Annotated in this window: 13 protein-coding genes; 7 read left to right on the forward strand and 6 right to left on the reverse strand. The window is 69.0% G+C overall.

The window, feature by feature from the left end:
• Positions 1-9 precede the first annotated feature (9 nt).
• Positions 10-4,428 (forward strand): autotransporter-associated beta strand repeat-containing protein, encoded by a 4,419-nt coding sequence (locus J7I44_RS16850; RefSeq protein ID WP_245188087.1) that lies wholly within the window; start codon positions 10-12, stop codon positions 4,426-4,428.
• A gap of 419 nt (positions 4,429-4,847) precedes the next feature.
• On the opposite strand, the gene J7I44_RS09800 is transcribed toward J7I44_RS16850, so the two are convergent.
• Complete coding sequence (locus J7I44_RS09800) at positions 4,848-5,363, reverse strand: mismatch-specific DNA-glycosylase (RefSeq protein ID WP_209619636.1); 516 nt, start codon at positions 5,361-5,363, stop codon at positions 4,848-4,850.
• On the reverse strand, positions 5,347-6,036 hold the full coding sequence (locus J7I44_RS09805) for a Dph6-related ATP pyrophosphatase (RefSeq protein ID WP_209619641.1): 690 nt from the start codon (positions 6,034-6,036) through the stop codon (positions 5,347-5,349). Before J7I44_RS09805 ends, J7I44_RS09800 begins: the two co-directional genes overlap by 17 nt.
• Before the next feature lie 160 nt (positions 6,037-6,196).
• On the opposite strand from J7I44_RS09805, the gene J7I44_RS09810 reads away from it, so the two are divergent.
• Complete coding sequence (locus tag J7I44_RS09810; protein ID WP_209619644.1) at positions 6,197-7,264, forward strand: mechanosensitive ion channel family protein; 1,068 nt, start codon at positions 6,197-6,199, stop codon at positions 7,262-7,264.
• Between the two features lie 200 nt (positions 7,265-7,464).
• Here the strand turns inward: J7I44_RS09810 and J7I44_RS16975 are convergent, their stop codons facing one another.
• On the reverse strand, positions 7,465-8,811 hold the full coding sequence (locus J7I44_RS16975; RefSeq protein WP_209619647.1) for a sensor histidine kinase: 1,347 nt from the start codon (positions 8,809-8,811) through the stop codon (positions 7,465-7,467).
• Positions 8,808-9,473 carry a response regulator transcription factor gene (locus J7I44_RS09820; protein ID WP_209619650.1) on the reverse strand — a complete coding sequence of 222 codons (666 nt, stop codon included), beginning with the start codon at positions 9,471-9,473 and terminating at the stop codon, positions 8,808-8,810. The genes J7I44_RS16975 and J7I44_RS09820 overlap by 4 nt, the downstream gene beginning before the upstream one ends.
• 154 nt (positions 9,474-9,627) lie before the next feature.
• Between J7I44_RS09820 and rng the strand changes: the two genes are divergently transcribed.
• Complete coding sequence (gene rng / locus J7I44_RS09825) at positions 9,628-11,100, forward strand: ribonuclease G (RefSeq protein WP_209619653.1); 1,473 nt, start codon at positions 9,628-9,630, stop codon at positions 11,098-11,100.
• Positions 11,101-11,139: 39 nt separating this feature from the next.
• Complete coding sequence (locus tag J7I44_RS09830) at positions 11,140-15,051, forward strand: YhdP family protein (protein WP_209619656.1); 3,912 nt, start codon at positions 11,140-11,142, stop codon at positions 15,049-15,051.
• 83 nt (positions 15,052-15,134) lie between these two features.
• On the opposite strand, the gene J7I44_RS09835 is transcribed toward J7I44_RS09830, so the two are convergent.
• Positions 15,135-15,782, reverse strand: a complete 648-nt coding sequence (locus J7I44_RS09835; RefSeq protein WP_209619658.1) for a hypothetical protein — start codon at positions 15,780-15,782, stop codon at positions 15,135-15,137.
• A gap of 138 nt (positions 15,783-15,920) precedes the next feature.
• Between J7I44_RS09835 and J7I44_RS09840 the strand changes: the two genes are divergently transcribed.
• The 3 genes from J7I44_RS09840 (at position 15,921) to tldD (ending at position 20,025) form a co-directional block, all read left to right on the forward strand.
• Complete coding sequence (locus tag J7I44_RS09840; protein ID WP_209619660.1) at positions 15,921-18,164, forward strand: tetratricopeptide repeat protein; 2,244 nt, start codon at positions 15,921-15,923, stop codon at positions 18,162-18,164.
• Positions 18,165-18,166: 2 nt separating this feature from the next.
• Positions 18,167-18,445, forward strand: a complete 279-nt coding sequence (locus J7I44_RS09845; RefSeq protein WP_209619663.1) for a hypothetical protein — start codon at positions 18,167-18,169, stop codon at positions 18,443-18,445.
• 140 nt (positions 18,446-18,585) lie between these two features.
• Positions 18,586-20,025, forward strand: a complete 1,440-nt coding sequence (gene tldD / locus J7I44_RS09850) for a metalloprotease TldD (RefSeq protein WP_209619666.1) — start codon at positions 18,586-18,588, stop codon at positions 20,023-20,025.
• A 274-nt stretch (positions 20,026-20,299) separates the two neighbouring features.
• Here tldD and J7I44_RS09855 read toward each other — a convergent pair whose 3' ends face one another.
• The gene (locus tag J7I44_RS09855; protein ID WP_209619669.1) at positions 20,300-20,620 is read right to left on the reverse strand and encodes an H-NS histone family protein; all 321 of its coding nucleotides are present in this window, start codon (positions 20,618-20,620) and stop codon (positions 20,300-20,302) included.
• Between the last annotated feature and the right edge of the window lie 140 nt (positions 20,621-20,760).

Raw genomic sequence — 20,760 nt, forward strand, 5'->3', positions numbered from 1 at the left:
CCCCTCCCAATGAACAAAATCTTCCGCATCGTCTGGAACAAGGCGCTTCGTCAATTCATGGTGGCCTCCGAACTGGCGCGGTCCGCGCGCGCCGCCGGCACGGTGGACATGCGCCGCCGCACCGTGTTGTCTGGCGCGCTCGCGCTTGCCATGTTGACCGTGGCGCCGCTGAGCCAGGCGCACACCACTTCGGTCGGCTACGTCGCGCCGCTGGGTACCAGTGGCACCATCACGTTCTGGTACGGCACCTACCATCCCATCGGCTCCGATGCGGCCGGCACCTACGAGGGGCATTTCGAGCTGTCCGGCGACAACGGATTTTCCGCAACGGCGAACTTCTCGCAGATCGTGGGCGCAGGCCAGACCGACACCAACCGGCCCATCGGGCTGGAAGATGGCGTGAACAATTTCTATGCACTGAGCGATTCGGGCACGTATCTCTCTCCGACGCCAGGCTCGACCGGCCCGGCCAAGACCTGGGAAGGCGTGACCTTCGTCGGCCTGACCGCAGGCACCTATACGTACCGCTATGTCGCGGCCGACGTGCCGACCGATTTCTGGCATCCCTACGCGCCGGTCCTCACCAACACGCTGGTCGTGACCGCGGCGGACCTCAACGGCTTTCCGATGCTTCCAGGCGAGACTTATACGCAGGACGATCCGGAACTGAACCAGCCCGATTCGATCGTGTTCAACGGCGGCACGTATGCCCCGACGATCGACACCACGAACGGGCAGCCGGTGACGATCCGCGCCGGTGGCGGCACTGTCGATACCACCGGTGGCGACGTCGAATTTACCGGCGGCGTCGATGGCACCGGTTCATTGACCAAGACCGGCGACGGTACCCTGACGCTGGACGGCACCAGCAGCTACAGCGGCGGCACGACCGTGCAGCAGGGCACGCTGCGAGGCGATACCGACAGCCTGCAGGGCGACATCACCAACAACGGCACGGTCGATTTCGACCAGACCACCGACGGCACCTACGGCGGCGACCTGAGCGGCACCGGCACCCTGGTGAAGGACGGCAACGGCACGCTGGTGCTGACCGGCGACAACAGCTACAGCGGGGGCACCACGGTCAACGGCGGCACGCTGCAGGGCGATACCGACAGCCTGCAGGGCGACATCACCAACAACGGCACGGTCGATTTCAACCAGACCACCGACGGCATCTACACCGGCGACCTGAGCGGCACCGGCACCCTGGTGAAGGACGGCAACGGCACGCTGGTGCTGACCGGCGACAACAGCTACAGCGGCGGCACCACGGTCAACGGTGGCACGCTGCAGGGTGATACCGGCAGCCTGCAGGGCGACATCACCAACAACGGCACGGTCGATTTCAACCAGACCACCGACGGCACCTACACCGGCGACCTGAGCGGCATCGGCACGCTGGTGAAGGACGGCAACGGCACGCTGGTGCTGACCGGCGACAACAGCTACAGCGGGGGCACCACGGTCAACGGCGGCACGCTGCAGGGCGATACCGGCAGCCTGCAGGGCGACATCACCAACAACGGCACGGTCGATTTCGACCAGACCACCGATGGCACCTACACCGGCGACCTGAGCGGCACCGGCACCCTGGTGAAGGACGGCAACGGCACGCTGGTGCTGATCGGCGACAACCGCTACAGCGGCGGCACCACGGTCAACGGCGGCACGCTGCAGGGTGATACCGGCAGCCTGCAGGGCAACATCACCAACAACGGCACGGTCGATTTCCACCAGACCACCGGCGGCACCTACACCGGCGACCTGAGCGGCACCGGCACCCTGGTGAAGGATGGCAACGGCACGCTGGTGCTGACCGGCGACAACCGCTACAGCGGCGGCACCACGGTCAACGGCGGCACGCTGCAGGGTGATACCGGCAGCCTGCAGGGCAACATCACCAACAACGGCACGGTCGATTTCCACCAGACCACCGACGGCACCTACACCGGCGACCTGAGCGGCACCGGGACGCTGGTGAAGGACGGCAACGGCACGCTGGTGCTGACCGGCGACAACAGCTACAGCGGCGGCACCACGGTCAACGGCGGTACGCTCCAGGGCGACAGCCGCAGTCTGCAGGGCGACATCCGCAACAACGGCACGCTGGACTTCTCGCAGTCGACCAACGGCAGCTACATCGGTGCCATCAGCGGCAGCGGCGGCGTGGTCAAGGACGGCAGCGGTACGCTGACGATCACGGGCAACGCGTCGCACCACGGCGGCACCACGGTCAACGACGGCACGCTGGTGCTCAGCGGCAACAACACTTACACCGGCGGCACCACCCTCAACGGCGGCTCGCTGCGGATCGCCAGTGACCTCAACCTGGGCAATGCGTCCAGCCCGATCATCTTCAACGGCGGCGACCTCACGGTCACCCAGTCGATGGCGAGCGATCGCGACATGGTAATCAACGCCGACAACGCTTCGGTCACCACGCTGGCGGGCGTCACGCTCACCGCCAACGGCGACATGAGCGGCACCGGCGGGTTGGTCAAGCGCGGTGGTGGCACGCTGGTGGTGACCGGCAAGAACACCTTTACCGGCGGCGCGCTGATCGATGGCGGTGTCATCCGGATCGACAGCGGCTCCTCGCTGGGTACCGGTGTGATCGTGCTGCAGGGCGGTACCCTGCAGACGGTCGAGACGCTGGGCACGGGCCAGACCGTGCTGGTGAGCGGCAACTCCGGCGTCAATACCGAGGTCGGCACAACCACCGAGCTGAGTGGCCAGATTCTGACCACCGGCAGTGTCGGTTGCTTCGTCAAGAGCGGCAAGGGCACCCTCAACATGACCGGTGCCGCGACGCTCGCCAACGGCACCTGCGTGCAGGACGGCATGCTGCGCGCCAACGGCGAGCTGACCAGCTGGGTCCAGGTCGACCGCCCGGGCATGGTGCGTGGCGTGGGCTTGGTCAAGGGGGCGGTCAACGTCGAGGGCACGCTGGCGCCGGGCAACTCGCCGGGCACGCTGTCGGTCGCGGGCGCGGTAACGATGCACGAAGGCAGTACCCTGCAGATCGACATCGACGGCAAGGGCACCGGCACCGGCAAGGGCAACTACTCGCGCCTGCTGGTCGGCGACACGTTCGTGGCCGACGGCACACTGGCGCCGGTTCTGCGTGGCATCACCGGCGATGCGTCCAACACCTTCACGCCGGAACTGGGCGATGTTTACACCGTGGTCGAGGCAAGCGGAGGCGTACAGGGCCGTTTCGATGTCCTGCAGCAGCCATCGATGGGCCTGGCGGCCAACACCCGCTTCCAGGTGTTCTACGTGGACGGCCATGCGGTACAGCTGTTTGTCACCCCAGCCTCCTACGCCACCCTGGTGGGCGGCGCCGCGAACGGCAACACCGTCCGCGCGGGTGCGGCGGTGGATCGCATGGTGGCCTCACAGGACGCAGGCACCGACAGCGCCGACCAGCACCAGTTGCTGTTTGCCCTTGCTGGCATGCGTGCCGCGGCGCTGCCGCAGGTGATGCAGGATCTGGCCGGCGAGGCGCACGCGCAGACCGCCGCGATGGCGCGCGAGGCAAGCCTGGGCCTGTCCGGCGACATGAGCGATCACCTGGCCGAGTCGTCGATCGATCAGGCCGGACACGGCGACCGTGCGTGGGTCACGCTATCGCAAGGCGGCTACCGCGCGTTGACCGACGCGCAGGCATCGGGCTTCCACTCGCAGCAGAGCCGGGCCAGTGTGGGCCTGGATGCTTACCGCGGCGATGCCGTGATGTGGGGCGTCGGCATCGCGCACACCGAGTCGCGGCTGGAGAACATTCCCGCTTCCGGCAACGTGCGTGGTAACGGCGCGCTGCTGTATGGCGAACTGGCCGCCGGCCCCGCGCTGGTCGATGGCACCGCCTCGTGGTCGAAGGACCAGTGGCGCACCCGTCGCGCCGATCCGCTGGCGTCGGGGGGCAGCCTGTCCTCGCAGGCTGACGGCCACAGCATGGCCGCCAGTGTGACAGCGCGCTTCCCGCTGCGGCACGAAGGGCTGCGTATCGAACCCTACGTGCAAGCGGTGTGGCAGCGGGTCAGCCGCGACGGCTTCGTCGAGGCTGGCGACGCGGCGGCCCGCCTCGGCGTGGGTCGCTACGATGAAATCGGCACGCGCCTGCTGGCCGGTCTGAAGCTGGGCTCCACCGCGCAGGATCCGCTCGGCTCCAGCACCACCTGGCGCCTCGGTGCGGCGGCCGGGCGGGACTTCGGCGCCACGCTCAACCCGGTGGTCGACGCCACGCTGGCGGGCGAGTCGTTCGCGGTGCGCACGCCCTCGATGGGCGGGACCCTGCTCAAGCTCGACGCCAGCGGCACGCTGCGCCTGGGCAAGCAGACCTACCTGTACGGCGGACTCAACTCCACCACGGGCCATGACCGCGCCGCCTACGGCGTGAACGCAGGCGTGCGCGTGCAGTTCTAGGGACGGAGCCGCGCAGCCGAGACAGCCGCCGCCGGAGCAACCAGCGGCGGCTTTTTTTTATCCTGGCGTCACGCGCCACTTCCGTGTCCGAGGGAGTGCCCCCGTGTCGGACATCGCGCCGCCCACGCTGCGGGAAGAAGGCGGACTGGACGCGCCTTGCCCGTAACGGGAGGGAGCGAGCGCGGGAAGCGCCGCATGCGCTCGCCTCTGCGAAGGACGCCCTTCCCGCGGCATGCGGCAGTCGCGAACAGGGTGCGTTCCTGCAAGGCGCCTGGCGGCCGGAGCCACGCTTTACACCACGTCGTGTCCACACCCGGGCGGCCGAGGCAACTCGCGCCCCACCTCGGTGAAGCACGCGCTGTGCGTCCATCGTCGGACCTTCAAAGCTCGCCTCTTACGACGCGAGCGCTTGCAGGTGTTCATACGCCAATCTGATGGAGTTGCTGCGCCAGTTGCCGCCACGGTTCGATGTTCCAGTGCCGGCGTGCCTGACCTGAAGGGGAGGGCAGGACGTATACCCTCGCTTGCCCGAACCGCTCGGGTTGGTGGCCGTAGGCATCGATCGGCCGGCCCAGCGCCGCGCGCGCGGCGGCTTTGCTGGTGAAGGCGAGCAGGACGGGTTCGAAACGGTCGATCTTGGCCCGCAGCCCCGGGACGTCGAATGCCCCGCGCGGCAGGTCGGCATCGTTGCCGCTGTGGCATTTGGCCAGGTCGGTCAAGCCGATGCCCAGGGCCAGCAACTGCGGGTATTCGAAGGGCGCAAACCTGCGCGGTGCGATGCCCGCTTCGTGCAGGGCCCGCCAGAACAGGTTGCCCGGATGGGCGTAGTAGGCGCCTTCTCTTGCCGAGCGCTCGCCGGCGGCGGTGCCGCAGAACACCAGCGTCAGGCCCGGGCGAAGCAGGTCGGGCAGGACGTGCTCAGCCGGCCGGTTCATCGAGCAGGAAATCGGTGAACTGGAAGCGCTCGTCGCGCAAGACCGGCTCGCCGCGGCGCAGGCGCAGTTCGCGGGTGAACAATGGGCCGCCGCAGCTCAGCGTGTGGAATTCGCCGCGCTCGCCGCAGGGGTCGACGCCGGAAGGAAGGCTGTCAAGCAGCGCGCCGTCGTACGGACGGCCGCAGTAGTCCGCCGCGAGCTGTTGTGTATCCACGCAGCACAGCAGCGCGCGATGTCCCTCGCCCACGAAGCGGCGCGACAGGGCCGCGGTGTCCTCGCCCCAGATGGGAAACAAGGCGCGCCACTGCGCGCGGCCGAGCTGGCGCACGCGGTAGTCGCGCACGTCCTGCAGGAAAAGATCGCCGAAGGCGCAATGACGAATGCCCGGCCAGCGCATCCGCGCCTCGGCCAGCGCCCGCTCGTGGGCGGCTTCGTAGGCCTCGTTGCTGCCGGGCCAGTCCATCCCGACCTCCAGCAGCGGCAGGTCCAGTGCATCGGCCTGCGCAAGCAGCACGTCGCGACGCACGCCATGCATCGCGATGCGTCCATAGGTGCGGTTGACGGTCGTCAGCAGCGCGACCACCTGCCACTGCGGGTCGGCGCGCAGCCGCTGCAGGGCCATCAGGCAGTCCTTGCCGCCACTCCAGGCGAGCAGGGTGGGAATTGCAGTCATCGGCTTACTCTAAGGCACGCCGGTCACCGTAGGGTGGGCTTCAGCCGAACGCGGTCGCTGGTGCGCTGAAGCCCACCCTGCGGTGACTGGCCGGTCGTCTGAACATTCCGGCCATGGCCTGCCCACGCGACGTGGACGCTCGAGCGGGCAGGGTGTCGGGATGACGGAAAACCTGCTGGAGATCTGGAACAGCCAGCCCTGGATCCGCCTGGGCGTTACGGTGATCGTGGCGTTGCTGGTCGCGATCGTTGTGCATCGGCTGGCGCGCGCGCTGCTTTGGCGTGTCAGCGATGGGCATCCGATGGCGCGCGAAATGCTCAGGCAGGCGCGCTCGCCCATGGGCTGGCTGGTGCCGCTGCTGGTACTTGTCGTGGCGCTGCGTACCCGGCCCGAGGCAGACGAACTGCATATCGCGGCCTCGGCCGAGCAGATTCTGGTGATCGCCCTGATTGCGGTGGCGACGTGGCTGGGCGTGCGCTGCATCAACGCGGTCGAGTTCTTCTTCTGCCAGCGCTTCCCGGTCGACACCGAGAACAACCTGCGCGCGCGGCGGGTGCTCACGCAGGCGCGCGTGCTCGGACGTACGGGTTCCGTGCTGCTCATCCTGATCGGCCTGGCCGCCTGCCTGATGATGATTCCCGGTGTGCGCCAGATCGGCACCAGCCTGCTCGCCTCGGCGGGGTTGGCGGGCTTGGCCGTGGGCCTCGCGGCCAAGCCGGTGCTGAGCAACCTGATCGCCGGTCTGCAGATCGCCATCACCCAGCCGATCCGGCTGGACGACGTGGTGATCATCGAGGGCGAGTGGGGCCGGATCGAGGAGATCACCGGTACCTATGTGGTGGTGCGCATCTGGGATGAGCGGCGGCTGGTGGTGCCGCTGAACTGGTTCATCGAGAACCCGTTTCAGAACTGGACGCGCACCAGCTCGCAGCTGATCGGCACCGTTTACCTGTGGCTGGACTACCGCGTGCCGCTGGAACCGTTGCGCGAGGAGGTCAAACGGCTGTGCAAGGAGGCGCCGCAGTGGGACGGGCGCGTCTGCGTGCTGCAGGTGACCGATACCACCGACCGCACGCTGCAGGTTCGCATCCTGGCCAGTTCGGCCGATTCAGGCAGCAACTTCGACCTGCGCTGTCACGTGCGCGAAGGGATGATCGCGTTCGTGCAGCAGCACTATCCGGACAGCCTGCCGCGGGTTCGTGCCGAGGTACGCGATCCGGTCGGCTGATGCCGGCCGCGCTCAAAGGCGCCCCCATCCGCCTGTCGGCACCTTTCCCCGCGTTCGGGGAGGAAGGCTCGAACGTGCAGAGCTCGCCTTGATCCACCCCTGCATTGGCGAAGAAGGCCCGCGAAGTGCAGTAACCCGCCTTGGATCCTTCCCCTGTTGACGGGGGAAGGTGCCCGAAGGGCGGATGGGGGAGCCGTGCCTCAGCCCCACCCGAGCACGGCCGACAACCGCCCATCCTCCAGCTCGAAGCGCAGGTCCATGCCAAGCGCCTCCGCCGCTGCATGGACCAACGCCAGCCCGAGGCCCGCATGGCCGGCGTGCGGCGCCTGCTTGCGCCAGAAGCGCTGGCCGAAACGCGCGAGGTCCGCGGGCTCCAGCCCGGGCGCGGCGTTGCTGATGCACAGGCGGCCCCTGGCCAGGTCGACCTTCACGGTATCGCCATCCGGCGCGTAGGCGCAGGCGTTGCCGAGCAGGTTGCCAAGGACCACCTCCAGCAGGGCAGGGTCCGTGTGCAGGTGCGCCGGCGGCGTGCCATTCACCGCCAGCGCCAGACCGCGCGCGGTGGCGTACGCACGGTGGCGCTGGACGTGGCGCTCGAGCCAGGGTGCCAGTTCCAGCGGCTGACGTTGCGGTTGTTCCAGGCCCGATTGCAGGCGGGTGAGCAACAGCAGCGCTGAGACCGTGGCTTCCAGCTCGGCGCCGATCTGGCCGATCTCGCCGAGGATCTGGCCGAGCTCGCGGCCGCTCGGGTAGCGCGCTTCCACTTCCGCCAGCGCGCGCAGTTCGGCCAGCCGCGTGCGGGTCTCGTGGGCCAGGCCACTGGCGAACTGACGTTCGCGGGCGAGGCCCTCGTCCATCCGCGCCAGCACGTCGTTGAAGCGGGCTACCAGCGGGTCGAGCTCGCGCGTGCCGCTGGCGGGCAGGCGCTGGCCTGGCGCGTGCGGGCCAATGTCGCGCATGCGCTCGACCAGCGCGCGCACCGGCTTCAGCCCGCGCCGCACGATCAGCGGCACCGCCACCAGCGCGACCAGCAGCGCCAGTGCCGGACTCAATGCCAGGATCCAGTCCAGCGTGGTCAGCAGGCGGTCGAAGGCGCGGCGGTCCTGCATGAACAGGAGCGTGCAGCGGCGCGTGGGCGGGCGGGTGGCGGACGGTTCCTGGAAGGCGAACATCACCGCGCCCAGTCGTCCGGAACCGTGGCGCAGGTTGACGAAGCGCGGCGTTGTCCCGGCGATCTGCGGCCAGCCGGCAGGAACGGCCGGTGGCGGCGGGGTGCTGCGCTGGGGCGCCAGGCCCTCACAGCGCAGCTCGTACCAGCCATCGCTCTCTCCGAGCAGCCCGGCGGGCTGCTGCGGTTCGCCCGCCGCCTGCTCGATCTCCACCACCGTGGTCAGCGCCTGCGCCTGGGTCAGCAGGTTTTCGCGGTAGCGGCTTTCCATCGCGCGGTCGATGCGCCAGTCCATCAGCAGTGCGCCGCCGCCTAGCACCGCCAGGCTGGTGCCCACCAGCAGCAGGGTGATGCGGGCGGCGAGCGAGGGCGGTTTCACGGGATCAGATAGCCGGCGCCGCGGCGGGTCTCGATCAGGCCGGCCAGGCCGGCCGCGTCGAGCTTGCGGCGCAGGCCGAAGACCAGCACCTCGACACTGCGGTCGGAAACGTCGGTGTCGCTGCCGGCGGTGCGCTCGAGGATTTCCTGGCGTGTGAAGGCGCGGCCGCGGTGGCGTAGCAGCAAACCCAGCACGGCGAACTCGCGCGGGGTGAGCGGCAGCGGACGGCCGTCCACGCTGGCTTGCTGGGCCAGCGGGTCCCACGCCAGCGCGCCCAGGGTCAGCACCACCGGCTGCGCCTGCAGCGGGCGACGCGCCAGAGCGTGCAGGCGGGCAACCAGTTCGTCGAAAGCGAACGGTTTGACCAGGTAGTCGTCGGCGCCGGCGTTGAGCGCCTCGATGCGGTCGCCCACCTGGTCGCGGGCGGACAGCACCAGCACGCGCGGGCGACGGCCGCCCGGAGGCAGGCCGCGCAGCACGCCCAGGCCGTCCAGCCGGGGCAACATCAGGTCCAGCACCACCAGATCGTAGTCGTAGCCGGTCAGGAAACCCCGGGCCTCGATACCGTCGGCCGCCGCGTCGACGGTGAAGCCGGCCCCCCGCAAGCCGTGCTGCAGGGTGGTGCGAAGGCGTTCGGAATCTTCCACCAGCAGGAGTTTCATGAGCGCGGAGTCTAACCAGAGGGGCGCGCTTTGGCCCATCGTCCGGAAGGCGGTCGGCTGAAGCCCGCCCTGCGCGGCCCGGTATCCCGTGCGCTGGCGCATCGACAGTTTCATCGCCCACCCGCTATAAAGAGACAGATCAACGGGGGTGGGTGTGAGTGAAGAGATTCTGATCAACGTGACGCCCCGTGAGACCCGCGTAGGCGTGGTCGAGAACGGCATGCTGCAGGAGGTGCACGTCGAGCGCGCCTCCAAGCGCGGCTACGTGGGCAACGTCTACAAGGGCCGTGTGCAGCGGGTCATGCCCGGCATGCAGGCCGTGTTCGTGGAAATCGGGCTGGAGCGCGCGGCGTTCCTGCACGCCTCGGACATCGTGCGCCCGCCGCTGCCCGAGGGCGCGGAGGCGCACGGCAACGGTCACACGCCTTCGATCAGCGAACTGGTCCATGAAGGGCAGGACATCGTGGTGCAGGTGGTCAAGGACCCGATCGGCACCAAGGGCGCGCGGCTGTCCACCCACCTGTCGATTCCCTCGCGCTACCTGGTGCTGCTGCCGCACGCGCGCACGCTGGGCATCTCCGCGCGCATCGAGGACGAGGCCGAGCGCGCGCGCCTGAAGGACGTGCTCGGCGGCCTGATCGGGGAGAACCCCCTCGGCTATATCGTGCGCACCAACGCCGAAGGGCAGTCGGCCGAGTCGCTGGCCTTCGACGTGACCTACCTCAGCAAGGTATGGCGCGTGGTGCAGGAGAACATCGCCAAGGCGAAAGTCGGCGAGCGCGTCTACGAGGAGCTCTCGCTGCCGCTGCGCAGCCTGCGCGACATGCTCACCGACGACATCGAAAAGGTTCGCGTCGATTCGCGCGAGACGCACGAGAAGGTCGTCAAGTTCGTCCACAAGTTCATGCCGAGCCTGGACGACCGTATCGAGCATTACGCCGGTGAACGGCCGATCTTCGACCTATATGGCGTCGAGGACGAGATCCAGCGCGCGATGAGGAAGGAGGTGCCGCTGAAGTCCGGCGGCTACCTGATCGTCGACCAGACCGAGGCGATGACGACGATCGACGTCAACACCGGCGGCTACCTGGGCACGCGCAACCTGGAGGAGACGGTCTACCGCACCAACCTGGAGGCAGCGCAGGCCGCCGCGCGGCAACTGCGTCTGCGCAACCTCGGCGGCATCATCATCATCGACTTCATCGACATGAACGATGAGGAGCACAAGCGCCAGGTGATCCGCATGCTGGAGAAGGGCCTGGCTCGCGACCACGCCAAGACGACCGTCTACCCGATGTCCGCGCTGGGCCTGGTGGAGATGACCCGCAAGCGCACCACCGAAAGCCTGGAGCGCCAGCTGTGCGAGCCGTGCCCGGCCTGTGGCGGGCGCGGCACGATCAAGACCGCCGAGACGGTCACCTACGAAATCTTCCGCGAGATTACGCGTGCCGTGCGCCAGTTCAACGCCGAGAAGCTGCTCGTGATGGCCAGTCCCAAGGTGGTCTCGCGCATCCTCGAAGAGGAATCGGCGGCGGTGGCCGAACTGGAGGAGTTCATCTCCAAGAGCATACGCTTCCAGCCGGAAGAGCATTACTCGCAGGAACAATTCGATGTGGTCTTGCTGTAAGCGAGGGATTGCCCGCAACGCCGGCCGGGACGGATCGAGGTGAACGCGCGCTGGCAACGGCGCCTGCACCTGGCATTGCGCGCGCTCGGCTGGGGCGCCGGCATCGCGGTGGTCACGCTGGCCGTACTGGTGGCGCTGGCGCAGTTGCTGCTGCCGCTACTGGCGCGCCATCCGCAGTGGGTCGCCGCGCAACTTTCCGGGCGACTGCAGCGCCCGGTCAGCTTCGCTTCGATGGAAGGCCACTGGCGAGGCTCCGGCCCGTTGTTCGTGATGCGGGATGTCACCGTGGGTCCGGGGCCCAGCGGGGGCAGCCCGCTGCATCTGCCCGAGTCGGAACTGAAGATCGATTTCGGCGCCTGGCTGTTGCCCTCGCGGCACATGCTCGACCTGCGCGCCCGCGGACTGGAACTGGACCTGAGCCACGATGCGCAGGGCCGCTGGCATGTAAGCGGCATCGGCGGGCCCGAAGGCGGCGCGCGGCAGGACTTCTCGATGGGCCCGGTCTCGCTGGGCATCTGGCTGCGCGACCTGCGGCTGATCGTTACCGACGAGGCCAGCGGACATCGCTATGCCGTGCGCGCCGATCAGTTGCGCCTGAGCCGGCAGGGCAGCCGCGTACGCTTCGGCGTACTGCTGCAGCGCGAAGGCGCCAGCGGCCAGTGGCATGGCGCGGGCAGCTTCCGCGAAGACGGCAGCGAAGGCCGGCTGTGGCTGGCGGGCGATCGGCTCGACCTGCGCACGCTGCTCGGTGATGTGGCCATGGACGGCTATGAGGCCAAACGTGGTACCGGCAAAGTGGCCGCCTGGCTGGACTGGAAGGATCGCAAGGTCGTGCGCGCCACCGTGCGTTTCGAGCTCGCCGATCTCGCCATAGCGGGCCCTGCGGGAACCGCCAGCGCGCCGGCCCTGCGGGGCCTCGCCGGCATCAGCCGCAGCGCCGACGGTTACGAGGTCCGCTATGCCGACGACAAGGGTGGCGCGCTGGCGCTGGCGCTGCACGAGCCGGACGGCGCATTGCGCGTCGACATGGCCGCGCGCGATCTCGACCTTGCGCCGCTGCTGCCCTGGCTTGCGCTCAAGCCCGACCTTGCCCCGTCGCTGGGCGCCTGGCTCGGCAGCGGACATCCGCATGCCCTGTTGAAGCAGGCCGCGTTGCAGTGGTCGCGTGCCGATGGCGTGCAGGCTTTGCAGGCGTCCTTCTCCCAGGCCGGCATTGCGGCGGCCGGCAAGCTGCCGGGCATCAGCCGGCTCGCCGGCACGCTGCGCGGCGATGCGCAGGGCTTCTCGCTGGAACTGCCGGCGCAGGCCACCGTGGTCGACTTCACGCCGGGCTTCCGCCAGCCGTTCGTGTTGCCGCGGCTCGGCGGCACCCTCGCCGCGTGGCACGCCGATGGGGCCTGGCAGCTGGGGATGGATCCGCTTGCGTTCCAGGGCGAAGGCTTCGCCGGCAGTGCGCGGGGCACCATCGCGCTGCCGGATGACGGCGGGCGTCCCTTCCTGGACTTCTACGCGCACGTCGACCACGCACAGGTGCCGGCAGCCAAGCTGTTCTTGTCGCCCCACACCATGTCGCCCCATGCCGTCGAGTGGCTCGACCGCGCGCTCGTCGCAGGCACGGTGGACGAGGGCGACCTGGTGGTGCGCGGCAACCTGTCCGACTGGCCGTTCCGCCACAACGAGGGCCGCTTCGAGGCGCATGCCCGCATCAGCGGCCTGACCCTCGACTACGGCGAGGAATGGCCGCAGGCCACGGGGCTGTCGGTCGAGGCGAGCTTCGTCGACAACGGCATGTTGGCCGAAGCTCGCGGCGGCGAGTCGCTGGGCATCAAGCTCGAACGCGCGGTAGCACTGATCCCGGACTTTTCCGACACCACGGTCGACCTCAACGCGCAGGGCAATGGCAGCGGCGCCAGCCTGATGACGTTCCTGCGCCAGAGCCCGATCGCGCGCGAGCAGGCCGGCACCCTGGCGAAGCTGCGCCTGGGTGGCAGCGGCGCCTTCGGGTTCCACCTCTCGCTGCCGGTGAAGGACGTCAGCGCGCTGCGGCTGGAAGGCAGTGCCCGGCTCGCCGACGCGGACGTCGATGCGCCCGAGTGGAAACTGAAGCTGGACAAGCTGGCCGGGCCGGTCAGCTTCGACGCCCATGGCGTGCACGCCGGGCCGCTCGCCGGCCGGTTCCGTGGTCAGCCCGCGTCGCTGGACCTGGCGATCGCCGATGCCACCGGCGAGCCCGGGACCCTGCTTTCCGCTCGACTGCAGGGCCCCTTCACCATCGCCGAACTGGTGCAGGGTTTTCCGCAACTCGAATGGCTGGGCAAGGCCGCCGAGGGCCGCAGCGACTACACGCTGGGTTTCGACGTCACCCGCGGCAGCGGCGATGCGTCGGTGCAGACGCTCAGCGCGGACAGCACGCTCGCCGGCACGGCGTTGAAGTTGCCGGTGCCCTTGTCCAAGCCGGCCGATGCCGTGCTGCCTCTGCACCTGACCCTGGGCGTGCCGGTGGAGAACGCGCGCCTGGATGTGGCGCTGGGCGACGTCATGCGCGCGCGCTTCCGTCTTCCGGCGGGGGACACCCACCCGTTGGCCGCGGCGATCGCGTTCGGCACGGCGATGCCCGACAACCTGCCGGACCAGGGTCTGCGCATCCGCGGGCACGCGGCGGCACTGGACGTGTCCGGCTGGGTGCAGCATGCGGTAGCCGGCAGCAGCAGCGAGGGCCCAGGGCTCGAAAGCATCGACGCCCAGGCCGACCACGCACTGGTGTTCGAGCACGATTTCCCGGACATGCACATCAAGGCCGCGCCGGGTACCGGCGGTCTGGCGATCGATGTGGACAGCCCCGCGATGGCCGGCCACGTCGACGTGCCGGCAGCCGACCTGCGCAAGCGCGGCATCACGGCCCGCCTGCAGCGGCTTTACTGGCCGCAGGCGGCGCCAGCGCCCGACAGCAAGTCCACGACGGAGCCGGTCGATGCTGCCGCGCCGAGCGCATCGGCGAAAGAGGCGCAGACGCCGACCGAGCCGGTGGCGAACCCCGCCGCCACCGGTATCGATCCGGCGTCGCTGCCCCCCTTCCATCTGTGGATCGGCGATCTGCGACTGGGCACCGCCCGGCTCGGCGAGGCGCGACTGGAAACCTGGCCGACCGGCCAGGGCATGCACATCGACCAGTTGCGCGCGCTGTCCAAGAGCGTGCAGCTCAATGCCGGCGGCGACTGGAACGGCACGGCGCAGGCGAGCCAGACGCATATGCGTATCGATTTCGCCGCGCAGAACCTGGGCAGCATGCTCACCGCCTTCGGCTACGAGGGCCTGTTCAACGGCGGCAAGACGCATGCGGTGCTGGATGCGAGCTGGCCCGGTGCGCCCACGTCCTTCGCGCTGGCGAACATGACCGGCACGTTGGCCGTCGACGTCAGCCATGGCCGCATCCCCGAGGTGGCCCCGGGTGTCGGTCGTCTGTTCGGCCTGGTGTCCGTGGCCGAACTGCCCCGGCGGCTGACGCTCGACTTCGGCGACGTGTTCGGCAAGGGACTTGCCTTCGATTCGATCAAGGGCGACTTCCGTTTCGCCGACGGCAACGCCTCCACCGACAATCTGAAGATCCGCGGCCCGGCCGCCGACATCGACATCCAAGGCCGTACCGGCCTGCGGGCGCGCGACTACGACCAGCAGGTCTATGTCGTCCCGCACGTGGGCAACAGCCTGCCGGTGGTCGGCGCGGTGGTCGCCGGGCCGGTCGGCGCCGCTGCGGGCTTCGCCGTGCAGGGGCTGCTCGGCAAGGGCCTGAACAAGGCGGCCAGCGCCCGATACCACGTCACCGGCAGCTGGGACAAACCGGTGTTCACGCTGCTGGAGAAGCACGAGCTGCCGGCCCAGCCCGCGACGCCGTCCTCGACTCGGCCAGCGCCGGCCTCTCATCCCGCGGCTGCCTCCTCCTCGCCGCGCTGACAGGCGTTCGGCCGAGGGCCTCGGCGGACTCATCGTCCGTGATGAGTCCGCCTCAGCGTTGGTGCCGCGGTCGACACTCGTCCTCAGCGGATCCGGAAGAGGGCGGTCGTTTCCGCGGACAGGTAACTGGTCTGGCCCACCCGGCGGACGTGGGCAAGCAGACGGGACTCGGCGTGACGGGCCTGCTGCCAGTCCTCACGGGTGAAAGTGAACTGCCCGACCGGGCAACCGCGCAGTTCGGCTTCGATCTCCCGCAGGCGGCAGTAGTCCAGATAGCTGTTCACCTCGCCGCCGAGCTGCGGCCACGCCGCGTCTACCACGATCGCATCGTCCAGCCGTGCGGCCTGGCGCGGGACCAGCTCATGCTTGCCGTGGATGTAGCCCACGACCACGCGGGCGGGTGCGATGGCCTCGTTGGCAGCCTGCCAGGTCGTGTCTCGGATCATCCGCTCGACCGCCACGGCCAGCTGCAGGCGTTGCTCGATACCTGCCGCGCAGCGCTCGCGCGATGACCGGTCCGACAGCTCACGCCAGGCCGCGACCAGTTGTTCACGCTCCAGGGGCACATGCTGCAACCGGCCGAGCAGGCGATTGAAGCGGACCAGCGCCTTAGCGCGAATGGAAAGACCGTCGCCAGGGCGGCGGCGGGCCGGAGGGCCGCAACCCGGCAGGGAACGCGATTGCAGGGCGGCCGGCAAGGGCAGGAGGGTGGTGGCGAACTGGGCATTCATGGCGTCTCTCCGGTGGTAGGCGTGCCGCGGCTGGCGGCATGGCGCAGACTCCTCCGGCAGAACGTTTGAGTCATGATGGACATGCGAGGCTTGCAGGAGCGAACACCGAGGTTTGTGTGATCGCCTGAGGGTTTCCCGATGAACCGGACGGAATCGGGCGCACGCGACGGGGGAGCTACGCCTTATCGTTTTGGCGATGTCGTGGTCGATCCGGCCGCGCAGACCTTGTCGCGTGCGGGTGTACCGCAGCCGGTGGAGCCGAAGGCGTTCGCCGTGCTGCTGGCGCTGCTGCACCATCCGGGCGAGCTGATCGGTCGCGACGACCTGATCGACCAGGTCTGGGGCCATCGCCACGTCACGCCGGGCGTGCTGACCCGCGCCATCGCGCAACTGCGCCATGCCCTGGGCGAAGATCCCCAGCAACCGCGCTACATCCAGACGCGCCATGCACTGGGCTACCGCTTCATCGGGCAGTTGCAGGATCCGCCCGCGCCGCGCCCGCCGGACGCGACCGCTCCCCCGCCGTACGACACAATGCCGGCGGCCCACGAGCCGGCGGTGCCCGAGCCGGCCGGCTTGCCGCCGCCGGCCGCCGTCGTGCCCGCATGGAGCACGGTCGATCCGCCCGTGCACGGCCACCGCCCGGGTGCCTGGCGCTGGCCATCGCTGGCAGGCCTGGTGCTGCTGGGCGTACTGGCGGCCTGGGGCGTGCTCCAGTGGCGGGCGACAATGCACAGGCCGGTGGCAGCCTCGGTAGCGGTACTCCCGTTTGCCAACCTCAGCGGCAACGCCCATGACGACTACTTTGCCGAAGGGCTGGCCGAGGAAATGCGCGACGCGCTGGCGGGCGTGAAGGGGCTGAAGGTGGTCGCCTCGGTACCCTCCGTGCCCGACAGCCAGGCGGTCGATACCCAGGCGCTGGGCCAGCGTCTGGGTGTGGCCTCGATACTGGGTGCCAGCGTGCGACGCGAGGGCTCGCGTGTGCGCATCACCGCGCGGCTGACCGACACCTCGACCGGCTTCGTCCTGTGGAGTCACACCTACGACCGCCAGCTGACCGGCATCTTCGACACCCAGAGCGACATCGCCCGGGAAGTGGTGCACGCCTTGTTGGGGGCGATTCCCGATGGCGGCGAGCAGCTGGCCAGGCGCTTGGCGCCCACCCACAACGCGGCGGCGTTCGACACCTATCTGGCCGGGCTGCAGCTGCTCAACCGTGCCACCACCGAGCCGGAAGCCGCCGACCGGGCGATCGCCCGCTTCGGGCAGGCGCTGCAGCAGGACAGCCAGTTCGCGCGGGCCCAAGCCGGCATCTGCCGTGCCGAGATCTGGCGGTTCCAGAGCAGCCACAATCCTTCGGCGTTCGACAACGCCAAGGCCGCCTGCCAGCGGGCCGCACAGATGGATCCCTCCATGCCGGAAACCGACCAGGCGCTGGGCGACCTCTACCGTGCCAGCGGCGATGGCGCGCGCGCGCTGGAGCACTACCGCAAGAGCGCGCGGTCACCCGCACTGGCCGCTGCCTCGCACGTGGGCATGGCCAAGGTCTACGCCGCCCAGGGCCGGAGCGACCTGGCGCTGGCGCAATTCCAGCGCGCGCTGGAGCTGTCCCCCGACGACGCCGGCGTACACGCCGAACTGGGCTATCAGCAGTACCTGGACGGCAAGGTGCCGCAGGCGGTGTCCTCCTATCGCCGCGCCGTGGAACTGCAACCGGACCGGGAGGATCTGTGGGAAACGCTGGGCGCGCTGTACATCGAGGCGGGCGACGACACGGCCGCGCAGGCGGCACTGGAGCGCGCGATCGGCATCGAACCGACGGTCGGCGCGGTAACCAACCTGGGCCTGCTCAAGTACCAGCATGGCGACTATGCCGCCGCGGTGGCGCTGCAACGGCAGGCGACGACGCTGGGCCCGGACGATTTCATGGTCTGGGGCAACCTGGGCGAGGCGTTGCGGGTGGATCCGGCCTCCAGCAAAGCCGACATGCGCAAGGCGTTCGATGAAGCCGCGGAGCGCGCCGAGCGCTACCTGGTGGTCGAACCCAGGGACGCCCGCGCGGTGGCCGCGCTCGCCTTCTACCGGGTGATGCTGGGCGACCGGATTCGTGCGCGCGAACTGGTCGTCCGCGCCGAAGCGCTGCACGCGCAACCGGGCGAAGTGGCGCTGCTCAACGCCGAAACGCTGGCGCTGCTTGGCGATCTCGATGGTGCACGCCAGCGACTGGCGACTGCGCGCGCCGCGGGTATCCCCGAGACGCTGATCGCCAGCAACCATACCTTCCGGCAGCTGGGCCTGCTGTCGCCGCCGGCGACAGCCCGGCCCGGCGGTCGGAAACCACCCGCCCCGCACTCCCGTGCCGGGGCTTCAGCCGGAGAATGATCATGGCTACCAAGCTCAAGCGCGTCCAGGCGCTCGCCGCGCAGACTCCCTCCATCGGCCGCGTGGGCGCTGCGGCGCGTCGCGGCGGCGGCGAGGAAACAAGGCGAACGCCGCCACGGCCCGCACCAGAAACGCATGGCTACATGTTCAACCTCGCCGACGTTATCCGGAACACGCGGATCAGCCTCGTCTCCAAGGGTGTGGTGGTGACCCCGCCGAAGCCGAAGCGCCTGGTGATCGAGGTAACGCTCGAACTGCCCCTCGATACGCTTGGGCATTGAGCTGGCCTGGGGTTCGGGAACCCCGGCACCGGTGTTCCGGGAAACCCGGCCTTGTGCCGGGTTTCTCTTGCTCCCCGGTACGTTGAATCGGCGCGTCGTGCCACCATTGTTTCCTTTTACCGCACAGCCATGGGCCACTGATGGATTCCCTGATCGCGCAAGTCGAAAGCAAGCTGTTGGCCCCCGGCGGCCTGGCCACCCATGACCTGGAGCGCGTCTTCAGTCAGCTGATGGGGCCGTCGATCGACGCGGCCGATCTCTATTTCCAGCATTCGCGCAGCGAGTCGTGGCTGCTGGAGGAAGGCATCGTCAAGGACGGCAGCCATTCGATCGAACAGGGCGTCGGCGTGCGCGCCATCAGCGGCGAGAAGACCGGGTTTGCCTACTCCGACGAGATCGTGCTGCCGCAGCTGCTGGAAGCGTCCAAAGCCGCGCGCGCGATCGCCCAGGGCGGGCAGGGCGCGGGCAAGCCTTTGGCGCTCAACGGCGCGCGGCAGCTGTATCCGGCGCTCGACCCGGTCGAGAGCCTGCCCAATGCGGACAAGATCGCGCTGCTGCGCGAGGTGGACGCCTACGCGCGCTCGCGCGACCCGCGCGTCAAGCAGGTGATCGTCAGCCTGGCCGCGACCATGGACACCGTGCTGGTCGCCGGCGCTGACGGCACCCTGGCGGCCGACGTGCGCCCGCTGGTGCGCCTGAACGTCCAGGTGATCGCCGAGTCCAGCGGCCGGCGCGAGCAGGGCAGCGCCGGCGGCGGCGGCCGCTACGGCTACCGCGAACTGATCGAAAACGGCCGCGGCATGGCGTTCGCCGAGGAAGCGGTGCGCCAGGCGCTCGTCAACCTCGACTCGATCGACGCGCCCGCCGGGCAGATGACCGTGGTGCTCGGCCCCGGCTGGCCCGGCGTGCTGCTGCACGAGGCGATCGGCCACGGCCTGGAAGGCGACTTCAACCGCAAGGGCAGCTCCGCCTTCGCCGGCCGCATCGGCCAGCGCGTGGCCGCCCCGGGTGTCACCGTGGTCGACGACGGCACGCTTCCCAACCGCCGCGGCTCGCTCAGCGTGGACGACGAGGGCACGCCGAGCGAATGCACCACGCTGATCGAGGACGGCATCCTGGTCGGCTACATGCAGGACAAGTTGAACGCGCGCCTGATGGGCATGAAGCCCACCGGCAACGGTCGCCGCGAATCGTTCGCGCAATTGCCGATGCCCCGGATGACCAACACCTACATGCGCGCCGGCTCGCATGATCCGGCCGAGATCATCGCCTCGGTCAAGCGCGGCCTCTATGCCGTCAATTTCGGCGGTGGCCAGGTGGACATCACCAGTGGCAAGTTCGTCTTTTCCGCCAGCGAGGCTTACCTGATCGAGGACGGCAAGCTCACCGCGCCGGTCAAGGGCGCCACCCTGATCGGCGCCGGTCCGGAGGTGCTCACCCGCGTGTCCATGATCGGCAATGACCTCAAGCTCGACGAAGGCATTGGCGTGTGCGGCAAGGACGGCCAGAGCGTGCCGGTCGGAGTGGGCCAGCCGACCCTGAAGATCGATGGCATGACCGTGGGCGGCACTGCCGCCTGACGCGCGGGCCCCCGCATCTTCGGGAGCGGGTGTGACGGGCGGTTGGGGCTTCGTTGCGTACCGTTCGCGCTGTGCCCAGGCTCGGGCACGCAATTGAAGCACTCATCCGAATCCTCTCCCCCTGGTCGGTTGCCGACGGGTTAAGGGGGATGCCGGCAGAACCGGGGGTCTGACGCTACCGGGCCGTCATCCCGGCCATAAGTGATAGATGAGTGCAAAACCCAAAAAAAACACCGGCGCTAGGCCGGTGTTTTTCTATGCATGGCAACGGGGATCAGATCGCGAGATCTTTTTCCTTCTTGCCTGCCTTCAGCGCGTCGTTGAACCAGCGCGGGCGCTTGCCACGACCGGACCAGGTTTGTTCCGGGTTGGCCGGGTTGCGGTACTTCGGCGCCACCGTGCCGGTGCTGCGACGGGCCTTGCGGGCGCCACCGAAGATGTCTTCCATGGAGTAGCCCTCGGCCTTGACCATGGCATGGATCTTCTCGCGCAGCTTGGCGACCTTTTCCTTGCGCAGCTCGGTCTGGCGCACCTGTGCCTTGGTGATCAGTTCATTGAGCTGGTTGTGATTGAGGTTCTTGATGTCGACTGCCATGCGTGGGCTCCCGGATAAGTCATCGATTATGTGTTTTTGCCTCTCGTCATTGAGAGCGGTGCTTCCTGTCGGGAGGCATTCTCGCCCAATGGCGGGGGCAATTGCAAAACGGCCGATTATCCCGCGCGGAGAGTAATGCG

The sequence above is a fragment of the Frateuria flava genome (assembly GCF_017837635.1).
GTDB classification, from domain to species: domain Bacteria; phylum Pseudomonadota; class Gammaproteobacteria; order Xanthomonadales; family Rhodanobacteraceae; genus Frateuria_A; species Frateuria_A flava.